Source organism: Palleronia pontilimi, assembly GCF_016412875.1.
Classification (GTDB): domain Bacteria; phylum Pseudomonadota; class Alphaproteobacteria; order Rhodobacterales; family Rhodobacteraceae; genus Palleronia; species Palleronia pontilimi.
In genome coordinates, this window is the sequence record NZ_JAEKPD010000001.1 from 407,796 (window position 1) to 433,776 (window position 25,981).

A 25,981-nucleotide genomic window follows, 5' to 3' on the forward strand; every position below is an offset into this window, starting at 1 on the left:
GCCAGGAGATGCCCCATGGCCACCGTTGCCGTTACCGACGATACTTTCGACGCCGAAGTGAAGAATTCCGACCTGCCCGTGGTCGTCGATTTCTGGGCCGAATGGTGCGGACCCTGCAAGCAGATCGGTCCCGCGCTGGAAGAGCTGTCTTCCGAAATGGAAGGCCGCGTGAAGATCGTGAAGGTCAACGTGGACGAAAACCCCAACTCCCCCGCGCAGATGGGCGTTCGTGGCATCCCCGCGCTGTTCCTGTTCAAGGACGGCCAGGTGGTCAGCAACAAGATCGGCGCCGCCCCCAAGGCCGCGCTGGAAAGCTGGATCACCGAGTCGATCTGATCCGGCGACCTTCAGTCGAAAACGATCCGCGCGAGGCGGCGCAGCCCGAACAGGCGCGCCGCCTCGATTTCGTTCAGGGTCTCGGCATCGGGCGACAGACGCCACCAATCGGCCAGGATGCGGTGGCGCATCAGGAATTGAACGCCAGGATCTTCGGGACCGACCAGCGTGTAGCCGCGAAAGAACGCCTGCAGGGCCCGGTCTGGGATGACCTCGCCCGGCCGGATATCCTCGAACGGGGCAAAGAACGTCGCGTAATGGACGAGGAACCGCGCGATGTCCTGACCGACGGCCTGGACCTGCTTGGGAAGGAAGTCGATCCCCCAGGCAGCGTTGCCGATCAGCAGGTTGCGCAGGTGAAAGTCGCCGTGGGGAATCGCGGCAATCGTTTCGAGCCCCGCGAAACGCGCGCGCTGGGAAAGACACGCCTGCGCCGCGGCCAGGAAATCGGGTTGCGCCACCGCGACGGCCTCGCCGCGCTCGATCCGGCTTACGAGTCCTTCCAGATGTTTCGTCGTCGCCTGCGGGCGGAACGTCCGACGCTCGCCCAGCCGTGCCCGGTGCAACCGGTCCAGCCACGCGCCGGCCCGTTGCAAAAGCGGCAAGTGATCCGCTTCCGGCAGACCCTCCAACATCGCGGCCATCGGCTCCGCCTGCGCGTCTTCGAGCAGGACCGCAGCCTCGCCGTCGTGCAAGGCCAGGATCCTCGGGACGCGAAACTCGGGATCGTCCGGCAGGGCCGCCTGCGCTGCCCGCGCGGCATCGATCTCGTCCCGGAAGGAAGCGATGCGGCCGGGATGCGCGTCGTGCTTCAGGATCACGCTAGCGGGTCCGCGGGACAGCCGCATCACGATCCCGTCGGTCCAATCCGTCTTGCGGCTGCGCAGCACGGTCGGCGTCCAACCGTCGGCATCCAGGCCCGCCTGTCGTGCAAGGGTCGGCAGAACGGTCATCGCGGCGGCGACCCGGGCGGCCACGGGCTCGGGCGTCGGATCTTTCGGCATGCGTGTCCCCGTCCCGAAGCGCGGTGTCAGTTGCATCGCGGTCTAACACGTCCCATATGCACGCAAAACCGAAAGGACTGATGACATGACGGACGACAGATTTCCCGGCTGGCATGGCACCACGATCATCGGCGTGCGCAAGGGCGGCCGCGTGGTCATCGCGGGCGACGGCCAGGTCAGCCTGGGCGACACGATCATAAAGGGCACCGCCCGCAAGGTGCGGCGCCTGTCGCCCGGCGGACAGGACGTGATCGCGGGTTTCGCGGGATCGACGGCCGACGCGTTCGCCTTGCTCGAACGGCTCGAGACGAAGCTCGAGGCGACGCCGGGCCAGCTGCAGCGTGCCGCGGTCGAGCTGGCCAAGGACTGGCGCACCGACAAATACCTGCAAAAGCTCGAAGCGATGCTGATCGTGTCCGACGGATCGGCGCTTTACGTCATCACCGGGGCGGGCGACGTGCTCGAACCCGAGCACGACATCGCCGCCATCGGCTCGGGGGGCAACTATGCTTTGGCCGCCGGACGCGCGCTGATGGACAGCGACCTGGACGCCGAGGCGATCGCGCGGCGGTCGATGGAGATCGCGTCGGACATCTGCGTCTATACCAACGGCAAGCTGACCATCGAATCGCTGGCGCCTAGCTGAGTTTCGCGACCGCCAGCGGCACGTTGAATTCCTCGCACCAGATCCAGACCTCATTGTAATCGGCGGCATCGATGCCCGCGGGCAGCGCGTAGCTGGACGCGCCCCGCCGTGACGCCCGGGGGCCCATCAGCGTCGCCGGATCGTAGCCGTCGCGACCCGGCGCGACCTTGGGATCGGGCGCGCGGTCCAGTCGGAAATCGTCCAGCAGGCTGACGGTATCGCCGGACAGGGCGACCCCGCCGCTGGACGTGTGGCCGCTGGCGCCGACGAACGTGCCGGATTTCACCGACTGGGCAAAGCTGGCGAACGGAATGGCGGCGGCCAGACCTGCGGCGGCGGTCAGGAAGGAACGTCGGGTCGGCATGGGAAGTCTCCTCTCATCGGGGTTCGGGTGTCCTTTCAAGATGAGATCACCAGCGCAGGAAGGCAGCCCGCTTCGCGTCCCTGTGACGGGGTGAAACATCGACGCTTGCGCGACCTTGCCGAATGACTAGGTATGCCCAGAACCACAGGACTGGACCCCAATATGACCGATCTGACACCGCGCGAAATTGTTTCAGAACTGGACCGTTTCATCATCGGCCAGAAGGACGCGAAGCGCGCGGTGGCCGTGGCCCTGCGGAATCGCTGGCGGCGCAAGCAGCTGCCCGACGATCTGCAGGAAGAGGTTTACCCGAAGAACATCCTGATGATCGGGCCCACCGGCGTCGGTAAGACCGAGATCTCGCGCCGCCTGGCCAAGCTGGCGCGCGCGCCCTTCCTGAAGGTCGAGGCGACGAAATTCACCGAAGTGGGCTATGTCGGGCGCGACGTAGAACAGATCATCCGCGACCTGGTCGAACAGTCGATCACGATGACCCGCGACCTGATGCGCGAAGACGTGAAATCCCGCGCCGAAGAACGCGCCGAAGAGCGGGTGATCGACGCGGTGGCGGGCGAGAACGCGCGCGAAGGCACACGCGAAATGTTTCGCAAGAAGCTGCACGCGGGCGAGCTGGACGCGACGGAAATCGACGTGGACATCGCCGACACGTCGAACCCCATGGGCAACATGGACATACCCGGGATGCAGCCCGGGTCGGGGATGTTGAATATCGGCGACCTGTTCGGCAAGGCCTTTCAGGGCCGCACGGTGCGCAAGCGCATGACGGTTGCCGAAAGCTACGATGTCCTGCTCGGGGATGAAGCGGACAAGCTGCTGGACGACGAGTCCGTGACCAAAGCCGCCGTCGAGGCGGTCGAGCAGAACGGCATCGTCTTCCTGGACGAAATCGACAAGGTCTGCGCCCGCCACGATGCGCGCGGCGGTGAAGTCAGCCGCGAAGGCGTGCAGCGCGACCTGCTGCCCCTGATCGAAGGAACGGTCGTGGCCACCAAGCACGGCCAGATCAAGACCGACCATATCCTGTTCATCGCGAGCGGCGCGTTCCACGTGGCAAAACCCTCCGACCTGTTGCCCGAATTGCAGGGCCGCCTGCCGATCCGTGTCGAATTGCGGGCGCTCACCGAAGCGGATTTCGTACGGATCCTGACCGAAACCGACAACGCGCTGACCCGGCAATACACCGCCCTTCTGGGCACCGAAGACGTCACCGTGACATTCACCGAAGACGGCATCGCAGCACTGGCCCGGATCGCGGCCGAAGTGAACGAATCGGTCGAGAACATCGGCGCGCGGCGGCTTTACACGGTGATGGAGCGTGTGTTCGAAGACCTGTCCTTCGACGCACCGGACAAGGCAGGCCAAGCCGTCACGGTCGATGCCGACTTCGTCGAAGAGCATCTGGGCGCGCTCAGCCGCTCCACCGACATGTCGCGCTACGTTTTGTAACGGGGCGCGGATTTCTCGAGAAATCCGTGACGAAATCCTCGAGGATTTCGGCGCCGACACGGTCGCATCTTTTCTTTTCGCTCAACCCGCGCGATAGCTGTGCATGGCCTACTTGTCGTTCCTGCGGGCGAACGCTCCGTTTCTTTTGGTCGGTATCCTGCTGACCTTCTGCTCGTCCTTCGGGCAGACCTTCTTCATCGCCGTGTTTGCCGATCCGCTGCGTACGCAGTTCGATCTGAGCAACGGCGATTGGGGCCTGATCTATTCCGTCGGCACCACCGCGTCCGCCATCGCCATGCTCTGGACCGGATTCCTGACCGACACCTTCCGTGTCCGGATCCTCGGGCCGCTCGTCCTGGTCCTGCTGGCGCTGGCGTGCCTGTCCATGGCCATGGTCCAAAGCGTCTGGTCCCTTGCCCTGACGATCTTCGCGCTTCGATTCACCGGGCAGGGCATGGCCACGCTGGTCGCCACCGTCGCCATGGCGCGCTGGTTCGTGGTCACCCGCGGCAAGGCCTTGTCCGTCAGCAAGCTGGGCGTCGCGCTGGGCGAGGCGTTTCTGCCGCTGATCTTCGTGTCCCTGATGACCGAGATCGACTGGCGCGCGCTGTGGCTGATCGCCAGCGTGAGCGTGGCAATGGTAGTCCCGCTTCTGTGGCCCTTGCTCAGGCTCGAACGCACGCCGCAAAGCATCGCGAGGGACGACCAAAGCCTTGGCATGGATGGCGCCCATTGGGCGCGCGGCCGGATGCTGCGCCACACGCTGTTCTGGCTGCTGGTCCCTGCCCTGCTGGCACCCGCCGCCTTTTCGACCGCGTTCTTCTTCCACCAGGTGCACCTGGCCGACACGAAAGGCTGGAGCCATGTCAGCCTGGTCGCGATCTATCCGGTCTTCACGGTCTGCGCGACCGCCGCGATGTTTCTTTCGGGCTGGCTGGTGGACCGCATCGGCACGGCCCGGATCATGCCCTTCATCCTGCTCCCCATGGCCGCGGGCTTCGCGGGATTCGCCTACGCACCCTCGCTCGGGTGGGCCGCGATCTTCATCGCCCTGATGGGGTTCACGCAAGGCTTAAACAACACCGTCAACGCGGCGTTCTGGGCCGAGTTCTACGGCACCCGCCACCTGGGCGGCATCAAGGCCCTGGCCACGGCCGTCATGGTCTTCGGGACGGCGATCGGACCTGCCCTGACGGGTTGGCTGATCGATGCAGGGCTGGATTTCGACGAACAGATGCTCGGGATCGCGCTTTATTTCGTGGTCGCCGCGGCGCTGGTCGGGATCGGCATCCTGAAGGCGCAGCCGTCGCTAACCGCGCTTGCGCAGATAGACGTAGAACGCCCCCGATCCGCCATGTGAGCGGTGGGCCTCGGAAATCTGCAGGACCACCTGGCGCAACACGCCCGTGCTCAGCCATTGCGGCACCTGGTGGCGCAGCGCCCCGCGCCGCGACGGGATGGGCCCCCCGTCGTCGCGGTCCCGCCCCTTGCCGGTGATGACCAGGACCAAGCGTTTCCCGCTGCCATGGGCCTCCAGGATAAAACGGTTCAGGCGCGGATGCGCCTCGGCCAATGTCAGCCCGTGCAGGTCGATCCGGGCTTCGACCCCCAGCTTGCCCCGCTTCATCCGGCCGAAGCGCTTGGCGTCCATGTTCAGCTGCTGCTGGGCAAGGCGTTCGGACAGTGGCGCCACCAGGTCGCGACCGGCGGTCGTCTGCGGCGCGGTGCGGCCGATGCGGAAATCCTTCAGGTCGGTCTGGACGCGGAGGTCGGGCACCGGCGCTTTCGGCGCCTCGGCCGCGGGATGTTCCCTGCGTCGTTCCGGATGAAGCGGTTGCGTCTTGCGGGCAACCTGCTCCCAGAGCCGTTCTTCTTCGGGCCGCAAGCCGCGCGGACCCTTGCGGCGGGCCATCAGATCTGGCCGGCCATCGCGTAGGCGCGCTGGATGGGCATCAGCGTGATCATCCGACCGCCATCCTTGATCCGCCCGGCGCGCAGGCCTGCCTTCGTCCCGGTCCCGTAAAAAATATCCGCGCGTTGCGCGCCCTTGATGGCCGAGCCGGTGTCCTGCGCGATCATCAGGCGCTTCAGCGGATCGCGGCCGCCTTTCTCGATCCAGACCGGGGTGCCAAGCGTCACGTATTTCGGATCCACTGCGATCGAACGCATCTGCGTGATCGACCGGTTCATCGCCCCCAACGGTCCCTTGTCCCACGGCACTTTCGACACTTCACGAAAGAAGACGAAGGACGGATTGTGCTGCAGAAGCTCACGCCCCTCTTCCCCGTTGCGACGCACCCAGTTGCGGATCACCTGCGCCGAGACCTGGTGCGCCTCGTATTCGCCGCGACGGACCAGCTCTTGTCCGATCGAGCGATATTCGTGCCCATTCTTGCCGCCGTAGCCCACGCGCAGAGCACTTCCGTCGTCCAGCTTCACGCGTCCCGATCCCTGAATCTGCAGGAAGAAGACGTCCACCGGATCGTCGATCCACGCGATCTCGAGCCCGCGTCCGTCCAGCGCGCCCGAGGCTTCGATGGCCGCGCGCGACAGCCACGGGCCGTCCTTGGCCTCTTCGGGCAGCCGGTAGAGCGGGTATTGGTAGGGCCCGCCGCGATAGCGTGAGCCGCGAAGCTCGGGCTCGAAATAGCCGGTGAAAAGGGTCCGCTTGCCGTCCTCGATCATCACGGGACGGAAGAACAGCTCGAAGAACGCGCGGGCATTGGTCTGGACCTTCGCGGCCCGACACAGTGCCGCCCAGTCCGGGTCGCGCATGTCGCGGCAAGTGTTCAGGAAGGTATCGAGCGCTGCGCCGTGATCGTCTTCGGCCCAGCCGTTCAGATCATCCCAGCGCAGGATCGTGTGGGTCGCGTCCGACGACCAGGCCGCAGGGGTCAGACCCAGAACCAGGGTCAGGGCCGCCGCAAGCCTGCGCATCATTCACCCGTCGCGACGAGCACCCAGTTCGGATCATCGGATCCCATGGTGCGCGCGAATGTCCAGGTGTCGCGCTGGCGCTGGATTTCGTTCGGATCGCCCTCGACGATCTCGCCGGTCTGGTCGCGCACCGCGACAATCAGTTCGGCCAGGAAGCGCGTCGTCACCTCGGCCCGCTTCGTTTCGCGATCGAACGACGCCTTGTAGAGCTCGACGTCCCGCACGCCGACGATTTCGCTGTCGACGATAAGGCCCTTTTCCTTGCGTTCGGCGATCACGGCATCGAACGCTTCGGCCACGTCTTCATGAAGAAAGCCGCGCACGTCCGAGATGTCGCCGCTTTCGAAAGCGGTCAGGATCATCTCGTAGGCGCCGCGCGCACCGCCAAGAAATTCGCCCACGTTGAATCCCGGCTCGGCCATCTTCATACCGGCCAGCGCCTTGGCGCTTTCCGAGCCATCTTCGACGTGGTCGGTGATGTCCCGATCCGGACCGCCCTCGATGACCTCGAATTCCGGGCGCTTCCCACGGGCCGAGCTTGTCTTTTCGTGGGTCACGGGGGGCTTTTCGAATCCGTCCCGCGTCCCCAGCACGCTTTTCAGACGCAGGATCAGGAACAGGGCAATCCCGGCCAGAACCAGAAGCTGAATGATGGCTGAATTCATCGAAACCTCGAAACAAGAACGGAAGGCGTGGCATCGCGCCGGGTCCGTTCCTATGTAGGGTTGCGAATGGGTCAAGTCCACCGGGCTTACCCCCGTCAGGAGGTCATCATGTGGTTATTCGCCATATTCATCGCCGTGCCGATGATTGAAATCGCGCTGTTCATCCAGGTGGGCGGTTTCATCGGCCTGGGATGGACCTTGATGATCGTTTTGGTCACGGCGCTTCTGGGCACCGCGCTCGTCCGCTCGCAAGGCGCGTTGGCGTTGAACGAAGTTCGCAGCTCTTTCAATGACATGCGCGACCCGACCGAGGCTTTGGTCCACGGAGCCATGATCCTGTTTGCGGGTGCGCTGCTGCTGACGCCGGGGTTTTTCACCGATGCGGTGGGCTTTGCGCTGTTGCTGCCGCCCGTGCGCCGCGCGGCATTCCGCTTTCTGCGCGACCGGATCGAGGTGCGGCACTTTAACCAAGCCGAACAACAGCGTCGGCCGAACCCGCAATCGCATCCCCGCGGCGACGGCGACGTGATCGACGGCGACTTCCAGGAAGTCGAGATCAAAGAGCCCGATCCGAACCGGCGGCCTTCCGGTTGGACACGGCATTGAGGCACCCCTGCCCATCTGATACGCAGGCGCAAATCTTGTAGCCAAGGATCAGACGCATGGCCGAAAACGACGCCCCTGACACCCAGACCGCACCCGAAACCGGATCGAACGGCGCCGCCCCTGCGCAGCCCGTCCTGCGTCCATTGGGTCAATTCATCCGGGATCTCTCGTTCGAGAATATCCTGGCCTCGAAAGGCGTGTCGGGCGAAGTGAAGCCCGACGTTTCGGTACAGGTGAAGCTGGACGCCAAGAAGCGCGGCGACGACGGAACCCAGTACGAAGTGATCGGCAAGTTCACCATCACGTCGAAGAACAAGGGCAGCGAAGATGTCCTGTTCATGATGGAGCTGGAATACGCGGGCATCTTCCAGGCGCAGAACGTCAACGACGAGCAGCTGCACCCTTTCTTGCTGATCGAGGGACCGCGCCTGATGTTCCCCTATATCCGCCGGATCGTGTCGGATATCACCCGTGACGGCGGCTTCCCGGCGCTCAACCTCGAGCCCATCGATTTCGTGGCCCTTTATCGCCAGGGCATAGCCCAACGCCAGGCCATGCAGCAGGCCGCCGAGCAGAAGCCCAGCTAGCCTTTCGACCAGACCGCCGCGTCGCCCATCTTGGCCACGAAGGCCGCGTGGGCGGCGCGTTCGTCGTCCAGGATACGCGGCGGCAGAGGCGTCGGGCGGGCGGACGGGCGCCACGCGCTGCCTTCGGTATTCGCGCCCGCGTCGCGGCTGTTTTCCGCCAGGGCGAAATCGGGCTGACGGCCACCGATCAGCTCAAGATAGACATCCGCCAGGATCTCCGAGTCCAGAAGCGCGCCGTGCAGCGTGCGGTTGGAATTGTCGATGCCGAAGCGTCGGCACAGCGCATCCAGCGACGCGGGCGCACCGGGAAAGCGGCGCCGCGCGATGGCAAGGGTGTCCAGCGCCTGGTCCATGGGCAGAAGCGGCAGGCCCATCCATCCCAGCTCGGCGTTCAGGAATTTCATGTCGAACGCGGCGTTGTGAATGATCATCTTGGAGGTGCCGACGAAATCCAGGAAGTCTTGTCCCACGTCTTTGAACAGCGGCTTGTCGCGCAGGAAATCGTCGCCAAGGCCGTGGACTTGGAACGCCTCGTCGGGCATCGACCGCTGCGGGTTGAGATACTTGTGAAACGTGTTGCCCGTGGGGACATGACCGATCAGCTCGATCGCGCCGATCTCGACGATCCGGTCGCCTTGATCGGGCTCGAACCCGGTGGTTTCGGTATCAAGGACGATTTCGCGCATACTTCCCCCGCCGGATGTCGTCGATCAACGCGCGGACTGTCACCCGCGTGTCGTCCAGGTTCAAGGTCGGGATGATCACGTCCGCGCAAGCGCGTTTCCGGGCGTCCGGCATCTGTTTCGACAGGATCCGGTCGAGCTGCGCTTCGGTCATCCCGGGCCGTTCGAGCACGCGCGCACGCTGGATCTCGGCCGGGGCCGAGACGACGGCAACCAGGTCGAAGCGGTCCGGAGATCCCGTCTCGAACAGCAGCGGGATGTCGAGCACCGCGATGTCGCTGTCCAAGGTTTCCAGGAATCGCTCGCGATCGCGTTGCACCAGTGGGTGAATCTCTGCCTCGATCCGGGCCAACGCCGTGTCGTCCTGCGCAATCCAGTCCTTCAGCACCGACCGCGACACCGCGCCGTCGATCACAGCCTGGGGCCGCAGCTTGCGGATTTTCGCGACCCCCGCACCGTCCTTGGCGTACAGCCTGTGAACCGCTTCATCCGCATCCCAGACCGGAACGCCTTCGTCGCGAAACATCTGGGCGGTCGTCGACTTCCCCATGCCGATCGAGCCGGTCAGCCCGATCAGGAACGCCTCGCTCATCCGCCCAGGACCACCTGACGGGTTTCCTCGTCGACCTCGGGACGCTCGCCGAACCAACGCTCGAACGCGGGCACCGCCTGGTGCAACAGCATGCCCAGCCCGTCGACCGTGCGGCATCCCATCTCTGCCGCGCGTTGCAGGAACTGGGTCTGCAGCGGTGTGTACACGATATCGGTGACAAGCGCGTCGGGCGACAGCCCGTCCATCGGTACGCGGAACTCGCCTTTGCCCTCCATCCCCAGCGACGTGGTGTTGATCACCGTCGTTGCGCCATCCAGCGTGTTGCCCGCCTGGACCCAATCATAGATGGTGATCCGCGCGCCGAATTCCTTGCGCAGCGCGTCCGATCGGGTGCGCGTGCGGTTGGTCAGGCGGATCTCGGGCACGCCCGCGTCGATCAGCGCGGTAATGATGGCACGCGCGGCACCGCCCGCGCCGAACAACGCGGCGGGACCATCGCGCGGCGACCAGTCCGGCGCGCCGTGACGCAGGTTTTCTATGAAACCGTAGCCGTCGGTATTGTCAGCGCTGATCTTTCCGTCTGGTCGGAAGGTCAGCATGTTGGCCGCCCCGATCAGGGCGGCGCGATCGGTGACGGTATCGGCCAGGTCGAGCACGCTTTCCTTGTGCGGAATGGTGACGTTGCAGCCGATGAAGCCCATCAGGGGCAGGGTGCGGATCACGGTCTGCAGGTCGGCCTGTTCCACGTGGATCGGGATATAGTGACCGGGCAGGCCGTAACGGCGCAGCCAGAAACTGTGAAGCAGCGGCGATTTGCTGTGCGAAACCGGCGCGCCAAGAACCGCGGCAAGGGGGATTTTCTGATCGCTCATACGCGCAAACTGCCCCGGTCGATCAGCCACGACAAGAGCGGGATCATCGGCAGACCGAGCACGGTGAAATAATCGCCCTCGATGCTGCGGAACAGCCGCATGCCCTCTTCCTCCAGCTTGTAGCTTCCGACGGAACGGCGGACGCTTTCCCAGTTCCGGGCCACGTAGTCGCGGATATAGGCGTCGCTCAGATCGCGGACGCTCAGCTGAACGGATCCGACGAAGCGCCAGACCGGCTCACCGTCCTCATATGCGACAACCGCGGACAACAGCGCATGTTTCGTCCCGCTCAGCGCCGTCAGCTGCGCTTCGGCGTCCTCGGGGCTTCCGGGTTTGGACAGCAGGCGCCCGGAATGGTCGAGCACCTGATCGCAGCCCAGCACCAGGGATCCGGGGTGCTTCTGGGACACCTTGCGCGCCTTAGCCTCGGCCAGCGCATCGGCGATATCGCGCGGTGGGGCGCCGTCCGCGACCAGGGCGGCCTTCATATTTTCTTCATCAACCCGTGGCACGATCACATCGAAGTCAAGATTCGCCTGCCGCAGCAGCTGCGCACGGATCGCCGAACCTGACGCAAGGATCATGGTCATGGGATAACTCCTTGGATGATCTCTGGGCGGCGTGTGCGAGAACCCGGGATGGTTTGCCGGGCCCGGTATAACGGCGGTCCTGCGCAGGTTCCATCTGTCCTTCATGCACACGGCGAACGCTCGGGACAGATCACGCGCCATCCAATATGTCATTTCTGTGACGAAAGATGTCCCGAAGTTTGTCCTTGGCCTGCGAAGTCCATAAATACCTGAAAAAAATATGAAAAGTTGACGTTATCAACACGGGTCCCGTGCGTGTGGAAGGTCCCGGGGCGTCTTTCGGGATAGATGCGGACAACTGACTTATCCGAGTTATCCCCGTGCCCTACCTACAATCACATCTTTCTTTCTAACTATATTTATTTAAGAGGGTCGGCATGACCGATAGTCTTGCGTCCCTGTACCCTTGGATCAAATCCCTGCACATCATCGCCTTCGTGGCTTGGATGGCAGGGTTGTTCTATCTGCCCAGGTTGTTCGTCTATCACGTGGAACAGGCGCAGGTCGGCACCGACAAGGCGCAGATGCTCGAGACGATGGAGCGGAAGCTGCTGAAGGTCATCATGAACCCGGCCATGATCGTGACCTGGATCTGCGGCCTTCTGATGATCGGAACACCGGGCCTGATCGACTGGACCGCGGCCTGGCCTTACGCCAAGGCGGCCGCCGTAATCGCGATGACCTGGTTTCATATGTGGTGCGGCAAGCAACGCAAGCAGCTTGCGGCGGGCGATTTCAGCGTCCCGGGCCGCAGTTACCGCCTGATGAACGAGGTGCCGACCCTGTTGCTGATCGTCATCGTCGTGTCGGTGGTCGCGCGACCGTTCTAAGCCCGGATTGACTCGGGCGGCTCCAGCGCCTATCTGACGCTCGCGGTCGTCCGACCGTGTGACTTCCCAATTCTGACCTGCCGTTTCTGCGCCTTGGCGCGGACCAAGGATATTCCATGACCCAAGACCGTCTGAACCTTGCCGATCTGAAGGCGCAAAGCCCCAAGGATCTTCTGTCCATGGCCGAAGAGCTCGAGATCGAAAACGCCTCGACCATGCGCAAGGGCGAGATGATGTTCTCGATCCTGAAAGAGCGCGCGGACGAGGAATGGGTGATCGGCGGCGACGGCGTTCTGGAAGTGCTGCAGGACGGCTTCGGCTTCCTCCGCTCGCCGGAAGCCAACTACCTTCCTGGCCCCGACGATATCTATGTCAGCCCCGACATGATCCGCCGCTATTCGCTGCGCACCGGCGACACGGTGTCCGGTGTCATCCGCGGCCCCGACGACAACGAGCGTTACTTCGCGCTGGTGGACGTGGAATCGATCAATTTCGAAGATCCGGCCCGCGCCAAGCACAAGGTCGCGTTCGACAACCTGACGCCGCTTTATCCCGACGAGCGGCTGAAGATGGAAACGGAAGATCCCACCGTCAAGGACAAGTCGGCCCGGATCATCGACCTGGTTGCCCCGATCGGCAAGGGCCAGCGCTCGCTGATCGTGGCGCCGCCGCGGACTGGTAAGACCGTTCTGCTGCAGAACATCGCCCACAGCATCGAAGCGAATCATCCCGAGATCTACCTGATCGTCCTGCTCATCGACGAACGCCCCGAGGAAGTGACCGACATGCAGCGCAGCGTGAAGGGCGAAGTGGTCAGCTCGACCTTCGACGAGCCCGCGACGCGCCACGTGGCCGTGTCTGAAATGGTGATCGAAAAGGCCAAGCGCCTGGTCGAGCACAAGCGCGACGTGGTGATCCTGCTGGATTCGATCACGCGCCTGGGCCGCGCGTTCAACACGACCGTGCCCTCGTCGGGCAAGGTGCTGACCGGTGGCGTCGACGCCAACGCGTTGCAACGCCCCAAGCGATTCTTCGGTGCTGCGCGCAATATCGAAGAGGGCGGGTCGCTGACCATCATCGCCACCGCGCTGATCGATACCGGCAGCCGGATGGACGAGGTCATCTTCGAGGAGTTCAAGGGCACCGGTAACAGCGAAATCGTCCTGGATCGCAAGGTCGCGGACAAGCGCGTGTATCCGTCCATGGATATCCTGAAGTCCGGCACCCGGAAGGAAGAATTGCTGGTCGACAAGCTGGACCTGCAGAAAACCTACGTGCTCCGGCGCATCCTGAACCCCATGGGCACCACGGACGCCATCGAATTCCTGATCTCGAAGCTGAAGCAGACCAAGACGAACGCGGAATTCTTCGATTCGATGAACACCTGACGGCCCGGCCATGGACACCATCTTTGCCGAGGCGACAGCGCCCGGGAAGGCGGGTGTCGCAGTCATCCGGATATCGGGTCCCGCCGCTCTCGAGGCCGGGCGCTCCCTTGTCGGACCGCTTCCGGATTTCCACCGCGCATCGCTCAGGATGATCCGGTCCCTTGACGGGTCCACCCTCGATCACGGTCTTGTCTTGGCATTCCCGGCAGGGGCCAGCTTCACCGGTGAAGACGTCGTTGAGCTCCAGATCCACGGAAGCCGGGCCGTCGTTTCAGCGATACTTCACACACTAGAAGATCTCCCGGCGCTCAGACAGGCCGCGCCCGGCGAATTCACGCGTCGTGCGCTTGATAACGAGCGTCTGGACCTGACCCAGGTCGAAGGCCTGGCCGATCTCATCGAAGCAGAGACCGAGCTGCAAAGATTGCAGGCGCAACGCGTCCTGTCCGGTGAGATATCCGCTAAGGTATTGGAATGGCGTCGAAAATTGATCGAAGCCGCGGCGTTGATCGAGGCGACATTGGACTTCGCGGACGAAGAAGTGCCCGTCGACGTCTTTCCGGACGTCTTGGATCTGATCGATCAGGTCAGGTCCGACCTTCTCGTTCAGATCAGCGGCTACGGTGCATCCGAACGCATCCGGGATGGCTTCCAGGTTGCGATCATGGGCCCGCCCAATGCGGGCAAGTCCACCTTGATGAACGCGATCGCGCGGCGTGAGGTCGCCCTGACGTCCAGCATCGCGGGAACGACGCGCGACGTCATTGAAGTGCGCGTCGACATCCAGGGGATCCCGGTCACGTTCCTCGACACCGCCGGACTTCGCGAGACCGAGGATCCACTGGAAGCGGCCGGGATTTCCTTGGCCCGGCGTCGCGCACGCGATGCCGATCTGCGCATCTTCCTGGCGACCAAGGATACCGAAATCTTCGATGATCTCAGCGGTGACGATTTTGTCCTGAAGGGGAAGGCCGACATCGCTGACGGGGTTGTATCGGGAAAGACGGGGCAGGGCGTCGATCAGATGATCGCGCGAATCGCCTATATCCTCCGGGCGAAAACAGCAACGCCGTCGGTGGCCATTCGCGAACGGCATGCTACGGCGATGCGCGACGCGGTGTCCTGCTTGTCGGAAGCGACCGATGGCGTTAATCAAGAGCGTGACAGCGAAATTGTCGCCGAGTCGCTTCGCTCGGCCGTCAAGTCCTTGGAAGAGTTGATTGGCCGCGTGGACACGGACGATCTGCTTGGCGACATATTCTCGCGCTTCTGCATCGGAAAGTAATGTTTCACGTGGAACAATCTGCACCTCATATCGTGGTCGTCGGGGGTGGCCATGCTGGCGTCGAAGCCGCATCAGCCGCCGCTCGTGCCGGGGCACGCGTCACCTTGGTCACACTGAAAGCCAGTGCGATCGGTGTCATGTCCTGCAATCCCGCGATTGGCGGCTTGGGCAAAGGCCACCTTGTGCGCGAAATAGATGCGTTCGGTGGCATCATGGGTGTCGCCGCCGACCGCGCCGGCATCCAGTATCGCCTGCTGAATCGCAGCAAGGGTCCCGCGGTGCAAGGTCCGCGCGCTCAGATGGATCGCGAACTTTTTAAAGGCGCGGTTCAAGCGATCATCGCGCAAACCAAGAACTTGACCGTGATCGAAGGCCAGGTTGTCGATCTTGTCATCAGATCCGGTAAGGTCACCGGAGTCGTGCTGCAGCAAGGTGGCGAGCTTCTTTGCGACGGCGTTATCTTGACGACAGGCACCTTCCTGAATGGCGTCATCCATATCGGGACGGAAACGACGTCGGGCGGGCGCATGGGCGAGCGCGCGGCAACCAAATTGGCGGATCTTCTCTACGGATTGAACCTGCCCATGGGTCGCCTGAAAACCGGGACTCCACCGCGTTTGGACGGCCGCACAATCGACTGGGATCGTCTCGAGCGGCAACCCGGCGACGAGGATCCGGTGATGTTGTCGTTCCTGTCATCGGCTCCGGCTGTCCGACAGATTGATTGTGCGATCACCCACACGAATGCGCGAACCCACGATATCGTCCGCGAAAACCTGAACAAGTCCGCGATGTATAGCGGCAATATCAGCGGCGTGGGTCCCAGGTATTGCCCGTCTATCGAAGACAAGATCGCGCGCTTTGCCGACAAGGACTCTCACCAGATCTTCCTGGAACCGGAGGGACTGACGACGCCGAGCGTCTATCCGAACGGCATTTCCACGTCGCTTCCAGTGGACGTGCAGCAGGATTACGTGGCTTCGATCGTCGGTCTGGAGAAAGCGGAGTTTCTGCAGCCAGGCTATGCGATCGAATACGATTACGTGGACCCCCAAGCTCTGAGCCACGCGCTTGAAGTAAAGGCATTGCCCGGGCTTTTTTTGGCAGGGCAGATCAACGGGACCACCGGGTACGAAGAAGCGGGCGCGCAAGGGCTGATCGCGGGGATCAATGCGTTCCTGGCGGCAAGTGGCGGTGCGCCATGCGTTCTGTCCCGCGCCGACTCGTATATTGGCGTGATGATTGACGACCTGGTGACCCGCGGCGTTTCCGAACCCTATCGCATGTTTACCTCGCGCGCTGAATTCCGGCTCCAGCTCCGCGCCGACAACGCGGATCAAAGATTGACGCCGAAGGCGATCGATTTGGCGATGATCGACGAACAGCGGAAAGCTGCATTCGACCAGAAGATGCAGCACCTCGAAAGCGTTCGATTAATCCTGAGATCCACCAAGGTCGCGTCTCGCAAGGCGCATGAAAGCGGCATCAATGTTTCTGCCGATGGTCCGGCCCGCGACGGTATGGAACTTCTGAGCATTCCCGATGTGCGACCCGCTGCCCTTGCCGAGCTCTTTCCTGATCTTCAGGATTGCGATCCCCAAGCCGTCGAGCAGGTCGCGAAGGAAGCGATCTACGCGAATTACCTGGATCGGCAACAGCGCGAGCGGGATCGCCTGCTGAAGGATGAGCAATCCGTGATCCCGGATACCTTCCAATTCAGCGCGGTGCGGGGATTGTCGGCGGAACTTCTGGAAAAGCTTGAGCGGCAACGCCCCGAAACCATCGCTCACGCGGCCCGGTTGGAGGGGATGACGCCAGTTGCGATGAACTCCATCCTCCTCGCGCTACGAACAAAGGACAATCGGAAGGCATCCGTGCGGTGAAGAATGTTTCACATGAAACATTGGACCAGCTCAAAGAATTTCAGGAACAAGTGCTGCGTTGGAACCAGCGGATCAATCTGATCGGTAGGACGACGACAAGTGCAATCGCCGAACGCCATATCCAGGATTCGCTGCAGCTTTACGCATTGGCGCCCAGTGCAGCCCGATGGTGCGATATGGGTAGCGGTGCTGGATTCCCCGGCCTTGTCGTCGCGATCTGCGCGAAGCAAACCCCAACGGAATTCATATTGATCGAAGCCGATCGGCGGAAGGCGGCGTTCCTGTCGCACATCTCCCGCATGTTCGATCTTAACACTCGCGTCATTGCTGAGCGCATCGAGCGCGTCGATAAACTCAATGCCGATGTCGTCAGTGCGCGCGCACTCGCGCCCCTTGGGATGCTCTTGGATTACGGTCACCGCCACGCAAAACCGGACGCGACATTTCTGTTTCCGAAGGGCGCGTCTTACCGAGCCGAATTAGATGCCGTCCGCGACGATTGGAGGTTCTCAGTCGAACCGATCCAAAGTAAGACTTCGGATGACTCAGTCATCCTCAAAATCAAGGACTTGGCCCGTGCCTGAACGCCGTCGGACCCCTAAAATCATCGCCATCGTCAACCAGAAGGGTGGGGTCGGGAAAACCACGACCGCGATAAACCTTGGCGCCGCGTTGGCCGAAGACGACTACGGCGTCGCGATCATCGACCTGGATCCCCAGGGCAACGCGTCTACTGGCCTCGGGATTGATGTCGAGGACAGATCCCTGACGACCTACGACTTGTTGCTCGAGGGCAAGTCATTTTCCGAAGTGCTGATCCCCACGGAATATGAAAACCTGCGGATCGTGCCTGCGACGCCGGATCTGAGTTCGGCGGATATCGAGATGTATTCCAACAGGAAGCGCTCGTTCCTGCTGAAGGACGCGCTGACATCGCGCGACGTAGAAACCCTGGGGCTGGATTACGTCTTGATCGATTGCCCGCCGTCGCTGAGCCTGCTGACCGTCAACGCCATGGTCGCGGCCCATTCGATCCTTGTCCCGCTGCAAAGCGAGTTCTTCGCGTTGGAGGGCTTGTCGCAACTCATGCTGACCATGCGCGAAGTGCGCCAAAGCGCCAATCCCGACCTGCGGATGGAGGGGGTGGTGCTGACCATGTTCGACGGGCGCAACAGGTTGGCGCAGCAGGTCCTGGCGGATGCGAAGGACACGCTGGGCGAGCTGGTGTTTTCCACGGTGGTGCCCCGAAATGTGCGGGTCAGCGAAGCGCCTTCCTTCGCGCGGGCCGTGATCGACTACGATCCGCTGTCCAAGGGCAGCGTGGCATATCGCAGTCTTGCGCAGGAACTGACAACTCGGGCAACGGTGTAGAATATGGCGGACAGGAAGAACGAGCGCAGGGGTTTGGGGCGCGGGCTGTCGGCCCTGATGGCCGATGTGGAGCCCGAGCAAAGTAGCGGACACACGCAGGAGCGCCGCGCGGAACTGTCGATCCCCATCGACAAGGTGCATCCGAATCCGGACCAGCCGCGCCGCATTTTCGTCGAGGAAAGCCTGGAAGAACTTGCGGCCTCGATCGCCCGCAAGGGTATCATCCAGCCGCTGATCCTGCGGCGTCACCCGGCGCTTCCGGAGGAGTACCAGATCGTCGCCGGCGAGCGTCGGTGGCGGGCCGCTCAGATGGCGCAAATTCACGAGGTCCCAGCCATCGTGCGGGATTTCGATGATACGGAAGTGCTCGAAGTCGCGATCATCGAGAACATCCAGCGATCCGACCTGAACCCCGTCGATGAGGCGGCGGGCTACCGCCAGCTGATGGATCGCTTCGGTCGGACGCAGGAACAGATGGCCGACGCCTTGGGCAAAAGCCGGTCGCATATCGCGAATACCTTGCGACTTTTGAACCTGCCGGAACAGGTCCAGCAGCTGCTTGCCACGGGCAAGCTGACCGCCGGACACGCGCGCGCCTTGATCACGGCCGAGGATCCGGCGGCGCTTGCAGCGCAGGTGGTGTCGAAAGGGCTGTCGGTGCGGGAAACCGAAGCGCTTGCGAAAGGCCCGAAGGCGAAGGCCAAGTCCGTTGGACGATCGAGCAGTCCGGAAAAGGACGCGGATACTCGGGCCCTTGAACAGGATCTTTCGGCCAACCTAGGCATGAAGGTGTCGGTCGACCACAAGCCCGATCGTGAGGACGGCGTGGTTACCATTTCCTATAAGTCATTGGAAGATTTGGATAATCTCTGCCGAATCCTGTCGGGCGGCTACGGCGATTAGGCGATCAGCTCGCGCAGGATGGCGTTCAGTAGCGGTCGGCCGGACGGCGTGACTTGCAGCGCATCCAGTGTCTGCCTGACCAGGCCAAGATCTTCCAGTCCCACGATTTTCTTATCGTAATCGATGACTTGCCGAGCGATATCAAGCGGCACGCCGTCGTTCACCCGCAATCCCATCAGCAACCGTTCGTCGCGAACAGTCTCGGGATCAAGCGTTTCGAGCGTTTCGGGCGTGCGTCCTTCCAAGGTACCGCTCAGCCATAAGGCCGGAGACGAAGCGGCCTCGGTCGCGTATCTGGTGCCGTCCAGCGTCAAGCGTCCGTGCGCGCCGGGCCCGATCCCGGCGTAATCGCCGCCCGTCCAATAGATCATGTTGTGCCGGGATTCGGCCCCCAGCCGGGCGTGGTTCGAGATCTCGTAGGCTGGCATCCCGGCGGCCGATGTCAGCTGCTGTGTCAGCTCGTACATGTCCGCCGACAGATCCTCGCCGGGCAGGCCGCGCAGGGCGCCGCGGGCGAAGCGGTCCCCGAAGGCGGTGCCCGGCTCGATGGTCAGTTGGTACAGCGACAGGTGATCCGCGGCCATGTCGAGCGCGCGGGTCAGTTCCGTCTGCCAGTCCGCCAGGCTTTGATCCTGCCGGGCGTAGATCAGGTCGAAACTGATCCGATCGAAGCAGGAGCGCGCGATGTCGAACGCGGTTTGCGCCTCGGCGACGGTGTGCAGGCGACCCAGCCGCTTCAGGTCGTTATCGTTCAACGCCTGAAGCCCCATGGAGACGCGATTGACCCCGGCGGCGCGGTAGCCCCGGAACCGGTCCGCTTCCACCGAAGTGGGATTGGCTTCCAGCGTGATCTCGACGTCGTTCGACAGGCGCCATAACCGTTGGATCCGATCGAGGATCGCGTCCACCGTCGCGGGCGTCATCAGGCTGGGGGTGCCGCCGCCGAAAAAGACCGAGCGCAGGATCCGGTCGCCGGTCAGCTGCCGGATCCGGGTGAGTTCGGACAGGTAGGCGCGCGCCCAGGCGTCGTGATCGACCCGCGCCGAGACGTGGCTGTTGAAGTCGCAATAGGGGCATTTGGCCTGGCAGAAGGGCCAGTGGATGTAGATGCCGAACCCGCGATCAGTCAAAGCAGCCCGCGATCAGTTTCTTGAATGCATCGGCGCGATGCGAGATCTTGTTCTTCTCCCATCGGTCCATTTCGCCGAAGGTTTCATCGTACCCGTCCGGCTGGAAGATCGGGTCGTAGCCGTGCCCCCGGTCGCCGCGCATGGGCCAGACGATCCTGCCCGGCATGGTCCCCGGAAAGATCTCGTCGTGACCGTCCGGCCAAGCCAGGACCAACGTGCAGCTAAAGCGGGCGCGCCAGGGTTGCGGCGCTTGCCGGGCGACCAGCTCGTCATGGGCGCGGGTCATCGCCATAACGAAGTCGCGGCCATTGCCGGTTTCGGCCCAATCCGCGGTATGGACGCCCGGCGCATTGTCCAGCGCTTCGATCTCGATCCCGGAATCGTCGGACAGGGCAGGGAGCCCGGTGGCCTTCGATGCCGCATGTGCCTTGATACGGGCGTTTTCGACGAAGGTGGTGCCGTCCTCGACCGGCTCCGGCAGGTCGTGGTCGGCGTTTGACGTCGTGGTGACGCCATAGGGCTGCAGGAGGTCGCGGATCTCTTCCAGCTTGCCGCGATTATGTGTCGCAACCACCAACCTGTCGCCCGTGAAGCGTCGCATCAGGCGGTGGCCTGTTTCTGGGCGACGACCAGTTCATCCACACCCTTTTCGGCCAGGTCCATCAGGCCGTTCATCTGGTCACGGGTGAAGGTCGATCCCTCGGCGCTCATCTGCACCTCGATCAGCCGTTTCGATCCGGTCAGGATGAAGTTGCCGTCAACGCCCGCTTCGCTGTCTTCGGGATAATCCAGGTCCAGCACGTTCTGGCCCGCATAGACGCCGCAGGACACGGCGGCCACGTGGTCGATCAGCGGATCGGTGACGATATCGCCTGCCTTCATCAGCCTGTTCACAGCCAGCCGCAGGGCGACCCAACCGCCGGTGATCGACGCGCAGCGGGTGCCGCCATCGGCCTGGATCACGTCGCAATCGACGGTGATCTGCCGCTCGCCCATGGCGTTGCGGTCGACACAGGCCCGCAGGGACCGCCCGATCAGCCTTTGGATTTCCTGGGTGCGGCCGGATTGCCCGCGCTTGGCTTCACGGTTCATGCGGGTGTGGGTCGCGCGGGGCAGCATCCCGTATTCCGCCGTGACCCAGCCCTGGCCGGTGTTGCGCAGGAAGGGGGGCACGCGCTCCTCCAGCGACGCGGTGCACAAGACGTGCGTGTCGCCGCATTTGATCAGGCAGGACCCCTCTGCATGGCGGGTCACGTCCGTTTCGATTGAAATCGGGCGCATCGTGTCTAAGTCTCGGCCTGAAGGTCGCATGAGCCATCCTTTGTGATCTGCGGCGCCTCATGTGGCACCGGTGCAATCCGGGTGCAAGGCTGTTACCACCTATTACGATGCACAAACAGAACTCCGATCCCGACCGGCAAAGCGTGATGTCCGAGATGAACGATCGCACGCGCGAGGTATTTCGCCGCGTGGTCGAAGGATATCTTGAAACTGGCGAACCGGTCGGGTCGCGGACCCTGACGCGCACCATGAGCCAGAAGGTCAGCGCCGCGACGATTCGCAACGTGATGCAGGACCTGGAATACCTGGGCCTGCTGAACGCGCCCCACACGTCGGCGGGGCGGATGCCGACGCATCTGGGGTTGCGGATGTTCGTCGACGGCTTGCTCGAGGTGGGCGACCTGGACGACGCCGACCGGGCGGCCATCGACGGCACGCTGGCCTCGAACGAGCGGGACGTGACGACGCTGCTGGACCGGGTCGGATCGGCCCTGTCGGGTGCGACTCATGGCGCGTCCCTGGTCCTGGCGCCCAAGCACGAGGCGCCGATCAAGCATATCGAGTTCGTATCGCTCGGCCCCGACCGGGCGCTTGTCGTCCTGGTCTTCGAAGACGGGCATGTCGAGAATCGCGTGTTCGCGCCCCCGCCGGGTCAGACCCCGTCGTCCATGCGCGAAGCCGCGAATTTCCTGAATGCGCTGGCACAGGGCAAGACCATGTCCGAACTGCGCCGCGTGATGGCGGACGAGATCGTCAAGCACCGGCAAGACTTGGACAGCCTGGCCTCGGCGCTGGTCGAATCGGGCATCGCGGTCTGGGCCCATGACGGCGAGCCGAACGAGCGGCTGATCGTCCGCGGCCGCGCCAATCTTCTGGACGGCGGCGCGGAAGAGGCCGACCTGGAGCGTATCCGCACCCTGTTCGACGACCTCGAGCGGAAACGGGATATCGCCGAATTCCTGGAACTGACCGATGAAGGCGAAGGCGTGCGCATTTTCATCGGCTCCGAAAACAAGCTTTTTTCACTTTCGGGTTCCTCTTTGGTCGTCTCTCCTTATATGAACGCTGACCGTAAGATCATCGGTGCGGTTGGGGTCATCGGACCCACGCGCCTGAATTACGGGCGGATCGTGCCGATCGTGGATTATACGGCGCAACTGATCGGCAGAATGCTGTCCGGCCAACGCTAGCTAGGTGGGTTTATGGCGAAAGAGAACGAAAGCGACATCGAAGCCGCGATCGAGGAAATGCTGAAGGGCGAGCAGTCCGAAGCCGACAAGGTCAAGCGCAAGCCGCGCGTCGTGCCGGTCGAAGACGACGAGACCTTCGATCTGAACGATCCGGGGCAGGGACCGATCGAAAGCGGCGCCGAGACGGTGATCGACACGGCCGAGCTGGATGCCCTGCGCGCCGAGCGGGACGAGTACAAGGACCGCTTCGTGCGCGCCCTGGCCGATGCCGAGAATTCGCGCAAGCGCAGCGAGCGGGACCGGCGCGAGGCCGAGAATTACGGCGGCTCGAAGCTGAGCCGTGACATGCTGCCGGTGTTCGACAACCTCAAGCGCGCGGTCGACGCCATTTCCGAAGAGCAGCGCGCGGCGAACGCGGCCCTGATCGAAGGGATCGAGCTGACCCTGCGCGAGCTTCTGAACGTGTTCCAGAAGCACGGCATTCGCATGATCGCGCCCGAGGTGGGCGACAAGTTCGACCCCAACGTGCACGAAGCGATGTTCGAGGCACCCCTGCCGGGCACCCGCGCGGGCGAGATCATCCAGGTCACCGCCGAAGGATTCATGCTGCACGACCGTCTTTTGCGCGCGGCCAAGGTTGGCGTCAGCTCGACCCCGAAATCGTAAGGACCGCGCGCAGGTGATCGGCTGCGCCGGATCCGCTCCGGCGCAGCCTTGAGCTAGCGCGTCGGCCCGCTTCGCGCCAAGTCCCGCAATTCGTAGATCAGGTCGAGCGCGTCACGCGGCGACAGCTCGTCCGGACGGATATCCGTCAGTCGCACGATGGCGGGGTGTTCCTCGGCCACCTGCGGCTGCTGCGGGGGCGCCGCGGAAAACAGGGGCAGATCGTCGACCAGCGTCGTGCGCTTGCCGTCCACATCGCCCTTTTCCAGCGCCGCAAGCACAACCTTGGCCCGCGCCACCACCGCATCCGGCAGGCCCGCCAGCTTGGCCACCTGCACCCCGTAGGATCGGTCGGCCGATCCCTGCCGGACCTCGTGCAGGAAGATCACGTCGCCCTGCCATTCCTTGACCGCCACCGTGGCGTTGCGCGCCCGGTCCAGCTTGTCGGCCAGCGCCGTCATCTCGTGGTAATGAGTGGCGAACAGGGTGCGGCAACGATTGGCGTCGTGCAGATGCTCCAGCGTGGCCCAAGCGATGGACAATCCGTCATAGGTCGCCGTTCCGCGCCCGATCTCGTCCAGGATCACCAGCGCGTTTTCGTCCGCCTGATTCAGGATCGCGGCGGTTTCGACCATTTCGACCATGAAGGTTGATCGCCCCCGCGCCAGGTCGTCCGCCGCGCCCACCCGGCTGAAAAGCTGGCTGACCATCCCTATCCGCGCCGCGCGCGCGGGAACGAAAGCCCCCATCTGGGCCAGCAGCGCCATCACCGCGTTCTGGCGCAAAAAGGTCGATTTGCCAGCCATGTTGGGTCCGGTCAGCAACCACAGAGCCGCAAGACCGTCGGCCGACAGCGTGCAATCATTGGCCACGAACGGCCCGGCGCCCTGGGCGCGCAACGCCTGTTCCACGACCGGGTGGCGGCCGCCGGTGATCTCGAAAGCCTGGTCGGTCGTTATCTCGGGGCGACACCAGTTTTCGCCGACGGCCAAATCGGCGAAGGCGGTCGTCAGGTCGATCTCGGCCAGCGCGCGGGCGGCGTCGCCGATGGGGCCGGAATGGTCCAGGATGTCGGCGACCAGGATGGAATAGAGCCGTTTTTCGATCTCCAGCGCCCGGTCGCGGGCGTTCAGGATCTTGGTCTCCAGCTCGCTCAGCGGCACGGTGGTGAAGCGCACCGCGTTGGCCGTGGTCTGGCGGTGGATGAAGGTCTGCGACAGCGGATCGGCCAGCATTCGCTTGGCGTGGGTGGCGGTCACTTCGACGAAATAGCCCAGCACGTTGTTGTGCTTGATCTTCAGCGCCGGGACCGCGGCCTGCGCGGCGTAGTCGCTTTGCATGCGTCCGATCACGCCACGGCCTTCGTCGCGCAGGGTGCGCGCCTCGTCCAGGTCCGGATCATAACCGGGCGCGATGAAGCCGCCGTCGCGCGACAGAAGCGGCGGATCGGCCACCAGTGCTTCGTCCAGCCGGGCCACCAGATCGTCGTGGCCGATCAGCGCCTGTGCAGCGTCCCGCAGGATCCCGTCCGGTGCATCGCGCAGAAACGCCGCGATCCGGGACGCCGCCGCCAGCCCGTCGCGGATCGCGGAAAGATCACGGGGGCCGCCACGCTCCAGCGCCAAGCGCGACAGGGCGCGGTCCATGTCGGGGATTTGGCGTAGCGCGACACGCAATTTCTCGGCCAGCGCGGCATCGTCCACCGCGTGTTGCACCGCATCGTGCCGGGCGCGGATCAGCGACAGGTCGCGCGACGGCGCGTTCAGCCGCCGCTCCAACAGCCGCCCGCCACCCGCCGTCACGGTGCGGTCTATTGCGGCGATCAGCGATCCGGCACGCCCGCCGGACAGGCTGCGCGTCAGTTCCAGGTTCGCGCGGGTCGCCGCGTCGATCTGCACGGCCGCGCCCGCTTCTTCGCGCCGGGGCGGGCGCAGCAGGGGCAGGTTGCCCTTTTGCGTGATCTCCAGGTAGTCGACCAGCGCGGCCATGGCCGAAATCTCGGGGCGGGTGAAACTGCCGAACGCGTCAAGCGTGCTGACCCCGAACAGCGCGCAAAGCCGCTTTTCGCCGCTGGTGCTGTCGAAACTGGCGCGCGACAGCGGGGTCAGCGATGCGCCCGATTGCGTCACTGTTTCTGCCCAATCGGCGTCCTGCGCCTCGGACAACAGCACCTCGCGCGGGGACAGGCGCGCCAGTTCCGGGGCAAGGCGGACGGGCGGGCAGGGGGTCACCGAAAGCTCGCCGGTCGAGATATCGGTCCAGGCCACCGCGCCGTCGCCGCGCATCTCGGCGAAGGCGGCCAGGAAGTTGTGGCGGCGCGCGTCCAGCAGCGTGTCCTCGGTCAGGGTGCCGGGGGTGACGAGGCGCACGACCTCGCGCCGGACCACGGATTTCGAGCCGCGCTTCTTCGCCTCGGCGGGGTCTTCGGTCTGCTCGCAGACCGCCACGCGAAAGCCCTTGCGGATCAGCGTCAGCAGGTAGCCCTCGGCCGCGTGGACCGGCACACCGCACATGGGGATATCGTCGCCTTCGTGTTTGCCCCGCTTGGTCAGGGCGATGTCCAGTGCGGCGGCGGCGGACACGGCATCGTCGAAGAACAGCTCGTAGAAATCGCCCATCCGGTAGAACAGCAGCGCGCCCTCATGCTCGGCCTTGATGCCAAGATACTGTGCCATCATCGGCGTGACTGTGGGCTTGGCCACGTTCATCATGCATCCCCCCGGCTGCGGTCGGGCCATCCTATCCGC

At 63.8% G+C, this 25,981-nt stretch carries 28 protein-coding genes; 15 read left to right on the forward strand and 13 right to left on the reverse strand.

Features of this window, described 5'->3' with window-relative positions; all coding sequences use genetic code 11:
• Positions 1-15: 15 nt before the first annotated feature.
• The gene (trxA, locus tag ILP92_RS02045) at positions 16-336 is read left to right on the forward strand and encodes a thioredoxin (RefSeq protein WP_198914684.1); all 321 of its coding nucleotides are present in this window, start codon (positions 16-18) and stop codon (positions 334-336) included.
• Positions 337-347: 11 nt separating this feature from the next.
• Here trxA and ILP92_RS02050 read toward each other — a convergent pair whose 3' ends face one another.
• Positions 348-1,340: a phosphotransferase gene (locus ILP92_RS02050; RefSeq protein WP_198914685.1), complete on the reverse strand. Its 993-nt coding sequence runs from the start codon at positions 1,338-1,340 to the stop codon at positions 348-350.
• Between the two features lie 85 nt (positions 1,341-1,425).
• Between ILP92_RS02050 and hslV the strand changes: the two genes are divergently transcribed.
• Positions 1,426-1,986 carry an ATP-dependent protease subunit HslV gene (gene hslV / locus ILP92_RS02055; protein WP_198914686.1) on the forward strand — a complete coding sequence of 187 codons (561 nt, stop codon included), beginning with the start codon at positions 1,426-1,428 and terminating at the stop codon, positions 1,984-1,986.
• Here the strand turns inward: hslV and ILP92_RS02060 are convergent.
• Complete coding sequence (locus tag ILP92_RS02060; protein WP_198914687.1) at positions 1,979-2,350, reverse strand: DM13 domain-containing protein; 372 nt, start codon at positions 2,348-2,350, stop codon at positions 1,979-1,981. The genes hslV and ILP92_RS02060 overlap by 8 nt on opposite strands.
• A gap of 162 nt (positions 2,351-2,512) precedes the next feature.
• Here ILP92_RS02060 and hslU point away from each other — a divergent pair, with 162 nt between their 5' ends.
• Both hslU and ILP92_RS02070 read left to right on the forward strand, forming a co-directional pair.
• Positions 2,513-3,817 (forward strand): ATP-dependent protease ATPase subunit HslU, encoded by a 1,305-nt coding sequence (hslU, locus tag ILP92_RS02065; RefSeq protein ID WP_198914688.1) that lies wholly within the window; start codon positions 2,513-2,515, stop codon positions 3,815-3,817.
• Positions 3,818-3,920: 103 nt separating this feature from the next.
• The gene (locus ILP92_RS02070; protein WP_198914689.1) at positions 3,921-5,177 is read left to right on the forward strand and encodes an MFS transporter; all 1,257 of its coding nucleotides are present in this window, start codon (positions 3,921-3,923) and stop codon (positions 5,175-5,177) included.
• On the opposite strand, the gene ILP92_RS02075 is transcribed toward ILP92_RS02070, so the two are convergent.
• From ILP92_RS02075 to ILP92_RS02085, 3 genes are read right to left on the reverse strand one after another with little or no spacing between them, the layout of a single operon-like run.
• The gene (locus tag ILP92_RS02075) at positions 5,127-5,729 is read right to left on the reverse strand and encodes a Smr/MutS family protein (protein ID WP_198914690.1); all 603 of its coding nucleotides are present in this window, start codon (positions 5,727-5,729) and stop codon (positions 5,127-5,129) included. The two genes, ILP92_RS02070 and ILP92_RS02075, sit on opposite strands and share 51 nt — an antisense overlap.
• Entirely contained in the window at positions 5,729-6,757 is a 1,029-nt protein-coding gene (mltA, locus tag ILP92_RS02080) for a murein transglycosylase A (RefSeq protein WP_198914691.1), read from the reverse strand. The genes ILP92_RS02075 and mltA overlap by 1 nt, the downstream gene beginning before the upstream one ends.
• On the reverse strand, positions 6,754-7,419 hold the full coding sequence (locus tag ILP92_RS02085; protein WP_198914692.1) for a Tim44/TimA family putative adaptor protein: 666 nt from the start codon (positions 7,417-7,419) through the stop codon (positions 6,754-6,756). Before ILP92_RS02085 ends, mltA begins: the two co-directional genes overlap by 4 nt.
• A gap of 108 nt (positions 7,420-7,527) precedes the next feature.
• Here ILP92_RS02085 and ILP92_RS02090 point away from each other — a divergent pair, with 108 nt between their 5' ends.
• A complete protein-coding gene (locus ILP92_RS02090; RefSeq protein WP_198914693.1) occupies positions 7,528-8,025 on the forward strand; it encodes an FxsA family protein in 498 nt (165 codons plus the stop codon).
• Positions 8,026-8,081: 56 nt separating this feature from the next.
• On the forward strand, positions 8,082-8,612 hold the full coding sequence (secB, locus tag ILP92_RS02095) for a protein-export chaperone SecB (protein ID WP_198914694.1): 531 nt from the start codon (positions 8,082-8,084) through the stop codon (positions 8,610-8,612).
• On the opposite strand, the gene dnaQ is transcribed toward secB, so the two are convergent.
• From dnaQ to ILP92_RS02115, 4 genes are read right to left on the reverse strand one after another with little or no spacing between them, the layout of a single operon-like run.
• The gene (dnaQ, locus tag ILP92_RS02100) at positions 8,609-9,298 is read right to left on the reverse strand and encodes a DNA polymerase III subunit epsilon (protein WP_198914695.1); all 690 of its coding nucleotides are present in this window, start codon (positions 9,296-9,298) and stop codon (positions 8,609-8,611) included. The two genes, secB and dnaQ, sit on opposite strands and share 4 nt — an antisense overlap.
• The gene (coaE, locus tag ILP92_RS02105) at positions 9,279-9,887 is read right to left on the reverse strand and encodes a dephospho-CoA kinase (RefSeq protein ID WP_198914696.1); all 609 of its coding nucleotides are present in this window, start codon (positions 9,885-9,887) and stop codon (positions 9,279-9,281) included. The genes dnaQ and coaE overlap by 20 nt, the downstream gene beginning before the upstream one ends.
• The gene (locus tag ILP92_RS02110) at positions 9,884-10,720 is read right to left on the reverse strand and encodes a shikimate dehydrogenase (RefSeq protein WP_198914697.1); all 837 of its coding nucleotides are present in this window, start codon (positions 10,718-10,720) and stop codon (positions 9,884-9,886) included. Before ILP92_RS02110 ends, coaE begins: the two co-directional genes overlap by 4 nt.
• Positions 10,717-11,304, reverse strand: coding sequence for a Maf family protein (locus tag ILP92_RS02115; RefSeq protein WP_198914869.1), 588 nt, complete (start codon positions 11,302-11,304; stop codon positions 10,717-10,719). The genes ILP92_RS02110 and ILP92_RS02115 overlap by 4 nt, the downstream gene beginning before the upstream one ends.
• A 383-nt stretch (positions 11,305-11,687) precedes the next feature.
• Between ILP92_RS02115 and hemJ the strand changes: the two genes are divergently transcribed.
• From hemJ to ILP92_RS02150, 7 genes are all read left to right on the forward strand, one after another.
• Complete coding sequence (hemJ, locus tag ILP92_RS02120) at positions 11,688-12,140, forward strand: protoporphyrinogen oxidase HemJ (RefSeq protein WP_198914698.1); 453 nt, start codon at positions 11,688-11,690, stop codon at positions 12,138-12,140.
• A gap of 116 nt (positions 12,141-12,256) precedes the next feature.
• Entirely contained in the window at positions 12,257-13,528 is a 1,272-nt protein-coding gene (gene rho / locus ILP92_RS02125) for a transcription termination factor Rho (RefSeq protein ID WP_198914699.1), read from the forward strand.
• Between the two features lie 10 nt (positions 13,529-13,538).
• On the forward strand, positions 13,539-14,813 hold the full coding sequence (mnmE, locus tag ILP92_RS02130) for a tRNA uridine-5-carboxymethylaminomethyl(34) synthesis GTPase MnmE (protein WP_198914700.1): 1,275 nt from the start codon (positions 13,539-13,541) through the stop codon (positions 14,811-14,813).
• Positions 14,813-16,696, forward strand: a complete 1,884-nt coding sequence (gene mnmG, locus ILP92_RS02135; protein WP_198914701.1) for a tRNA uridine-5-carboxymethylaminomethyl(34) synthesis enzyme MnmG — start codon at positions 14,813-14,815, stop codon at positions 16,694-16,696. Before mnmE ends, mnmG begins: the two co-directional genes overlap by 1 nt.
• Positions 16,693-17,280, forward strand: a complete 588-nt coding sequence (rsmG, locus tag ILP92_RS02140; protein ID WP_198914702.1) for a 16S rRNA (guanine(527)-N(7))-methyltransferase RsmG — start codon at positions 16,693-16,695, stop codon at positions 17,278-17,280. Before mnmG ends, rsmG begins: the two co-directional genes overlap by 4 nt.
• Complete coding sequence (locus ILP92_RS02145; RefSeq protein WP_198914703.1) at positions 17,237-18,067, forward strand: ParA family protein; 831 nt, start codon at positions 17,237-17,239, stop codon at positions 18,065-18,067. Before rsmG ends, ILP92_RS02145 begins: the two co-directional genes overlap by 44 nt.
• Positions 18,068-18,070: 3 nt before the next feature.
• Positions 18,071-18,970, forward strand: coding sequence for a ParB/RepB/Spo0J family partition protein (locus ILP92_RS02150; RefSeq protein WP_198914704.1), 900 nt, complete (start codon positions 18,071-18,073; stop codon positions 18,968-18,970).
• On the opposite strand, the gene hemW is transcribed toward ILP92_RS02150, so the two are convergent.
• From hemW to rph, 3 genes are read right to left on the reverse strand one after another with little or no spacing between them, the layout of a single operon-like run.
• The gene (hemW, locus tag ILP92_RS02155) at positions 18,967-20,100 is read right to left on the reverse strand and encodes a radical SAM family heme chaperone HemW (protein WP_198914705.1); all 1,134 of its coding nucleotides are present in this window, start codon (positions 20,098-20,100) and stop codon (positions 18,967-18,969) included. The genes ILP92_RS02150 and hemW overlap by 4 nt on opposite strands.
• Entirely contained in the window at positions 20,093-20,701 is a 609-nt protein-coding gene (gene rdgB / locus ILP92_RS02160) for an RdgB/HAM1 family non-canonical purine NTP pyrophosphatase (RefSeq protein ID WP_198914706.1), read from the reverse strand. The genes hemW and rdgB overlap by 8 nt, the downstream gene beginning before the upstream one ends.
• A complete protein-coding gene (gene rph, locus ILP92_RS02165; protein WP_198914707.1) occupies positions 20,701-21,411 on the reverse strand; it encodes a ribonuclease PH in 711 nt (236 codons plus the stop codon). The genes rdgB and rph overlap by 1 nt, the downstream gene beginning before the upstream one ends.
• A 77-nt stretch (positions 21,412-21,488) precedes the next feature.
• On the opposite strand from rph, the gene hrcA reads away from it, so the two are divergent.
• Entirely contained in the window at positions 21,489-22,571 is a 1,083-nt protein-coding gene (gene hrcA, locus ILP92_RS02170; protein WP_198914708.1) for a heat-inducible transcriptional repressor HrcA, read from the forward strand.
• Positions 22,572-22,583: 12 nt separating this feature from the next.
• A complete protein-coding gene (locus tag ILP92_RS02175) occupies positions 22,584-23,237 on the forward strand; it encodes a nucleotide exchange factor GrpE (RefSeq protein ID WP_198914709.1) in 654 nt (217 codons plus the stop codon).
• Positions 23,238-23,290: 53 nt separating this feature from the next.
• Here ILP92_RS02175 and mutS read toward each other — a convergent pair whose 3' ends face one another.
• Positions 23,291-25,942 (reverse strand): DNA mismatch repair protein MutS, encoded by a 2,652-nt coding sequence (mutS, locus tag ILP92_RS02180; protein ID WP_438361542.1) that lies wholly within the window; start codon positions 25,940-25,942, stop codon positions 23,291-23,293.
• Positions 25,943-25,981: the final 39 nt, after the last annotated feature.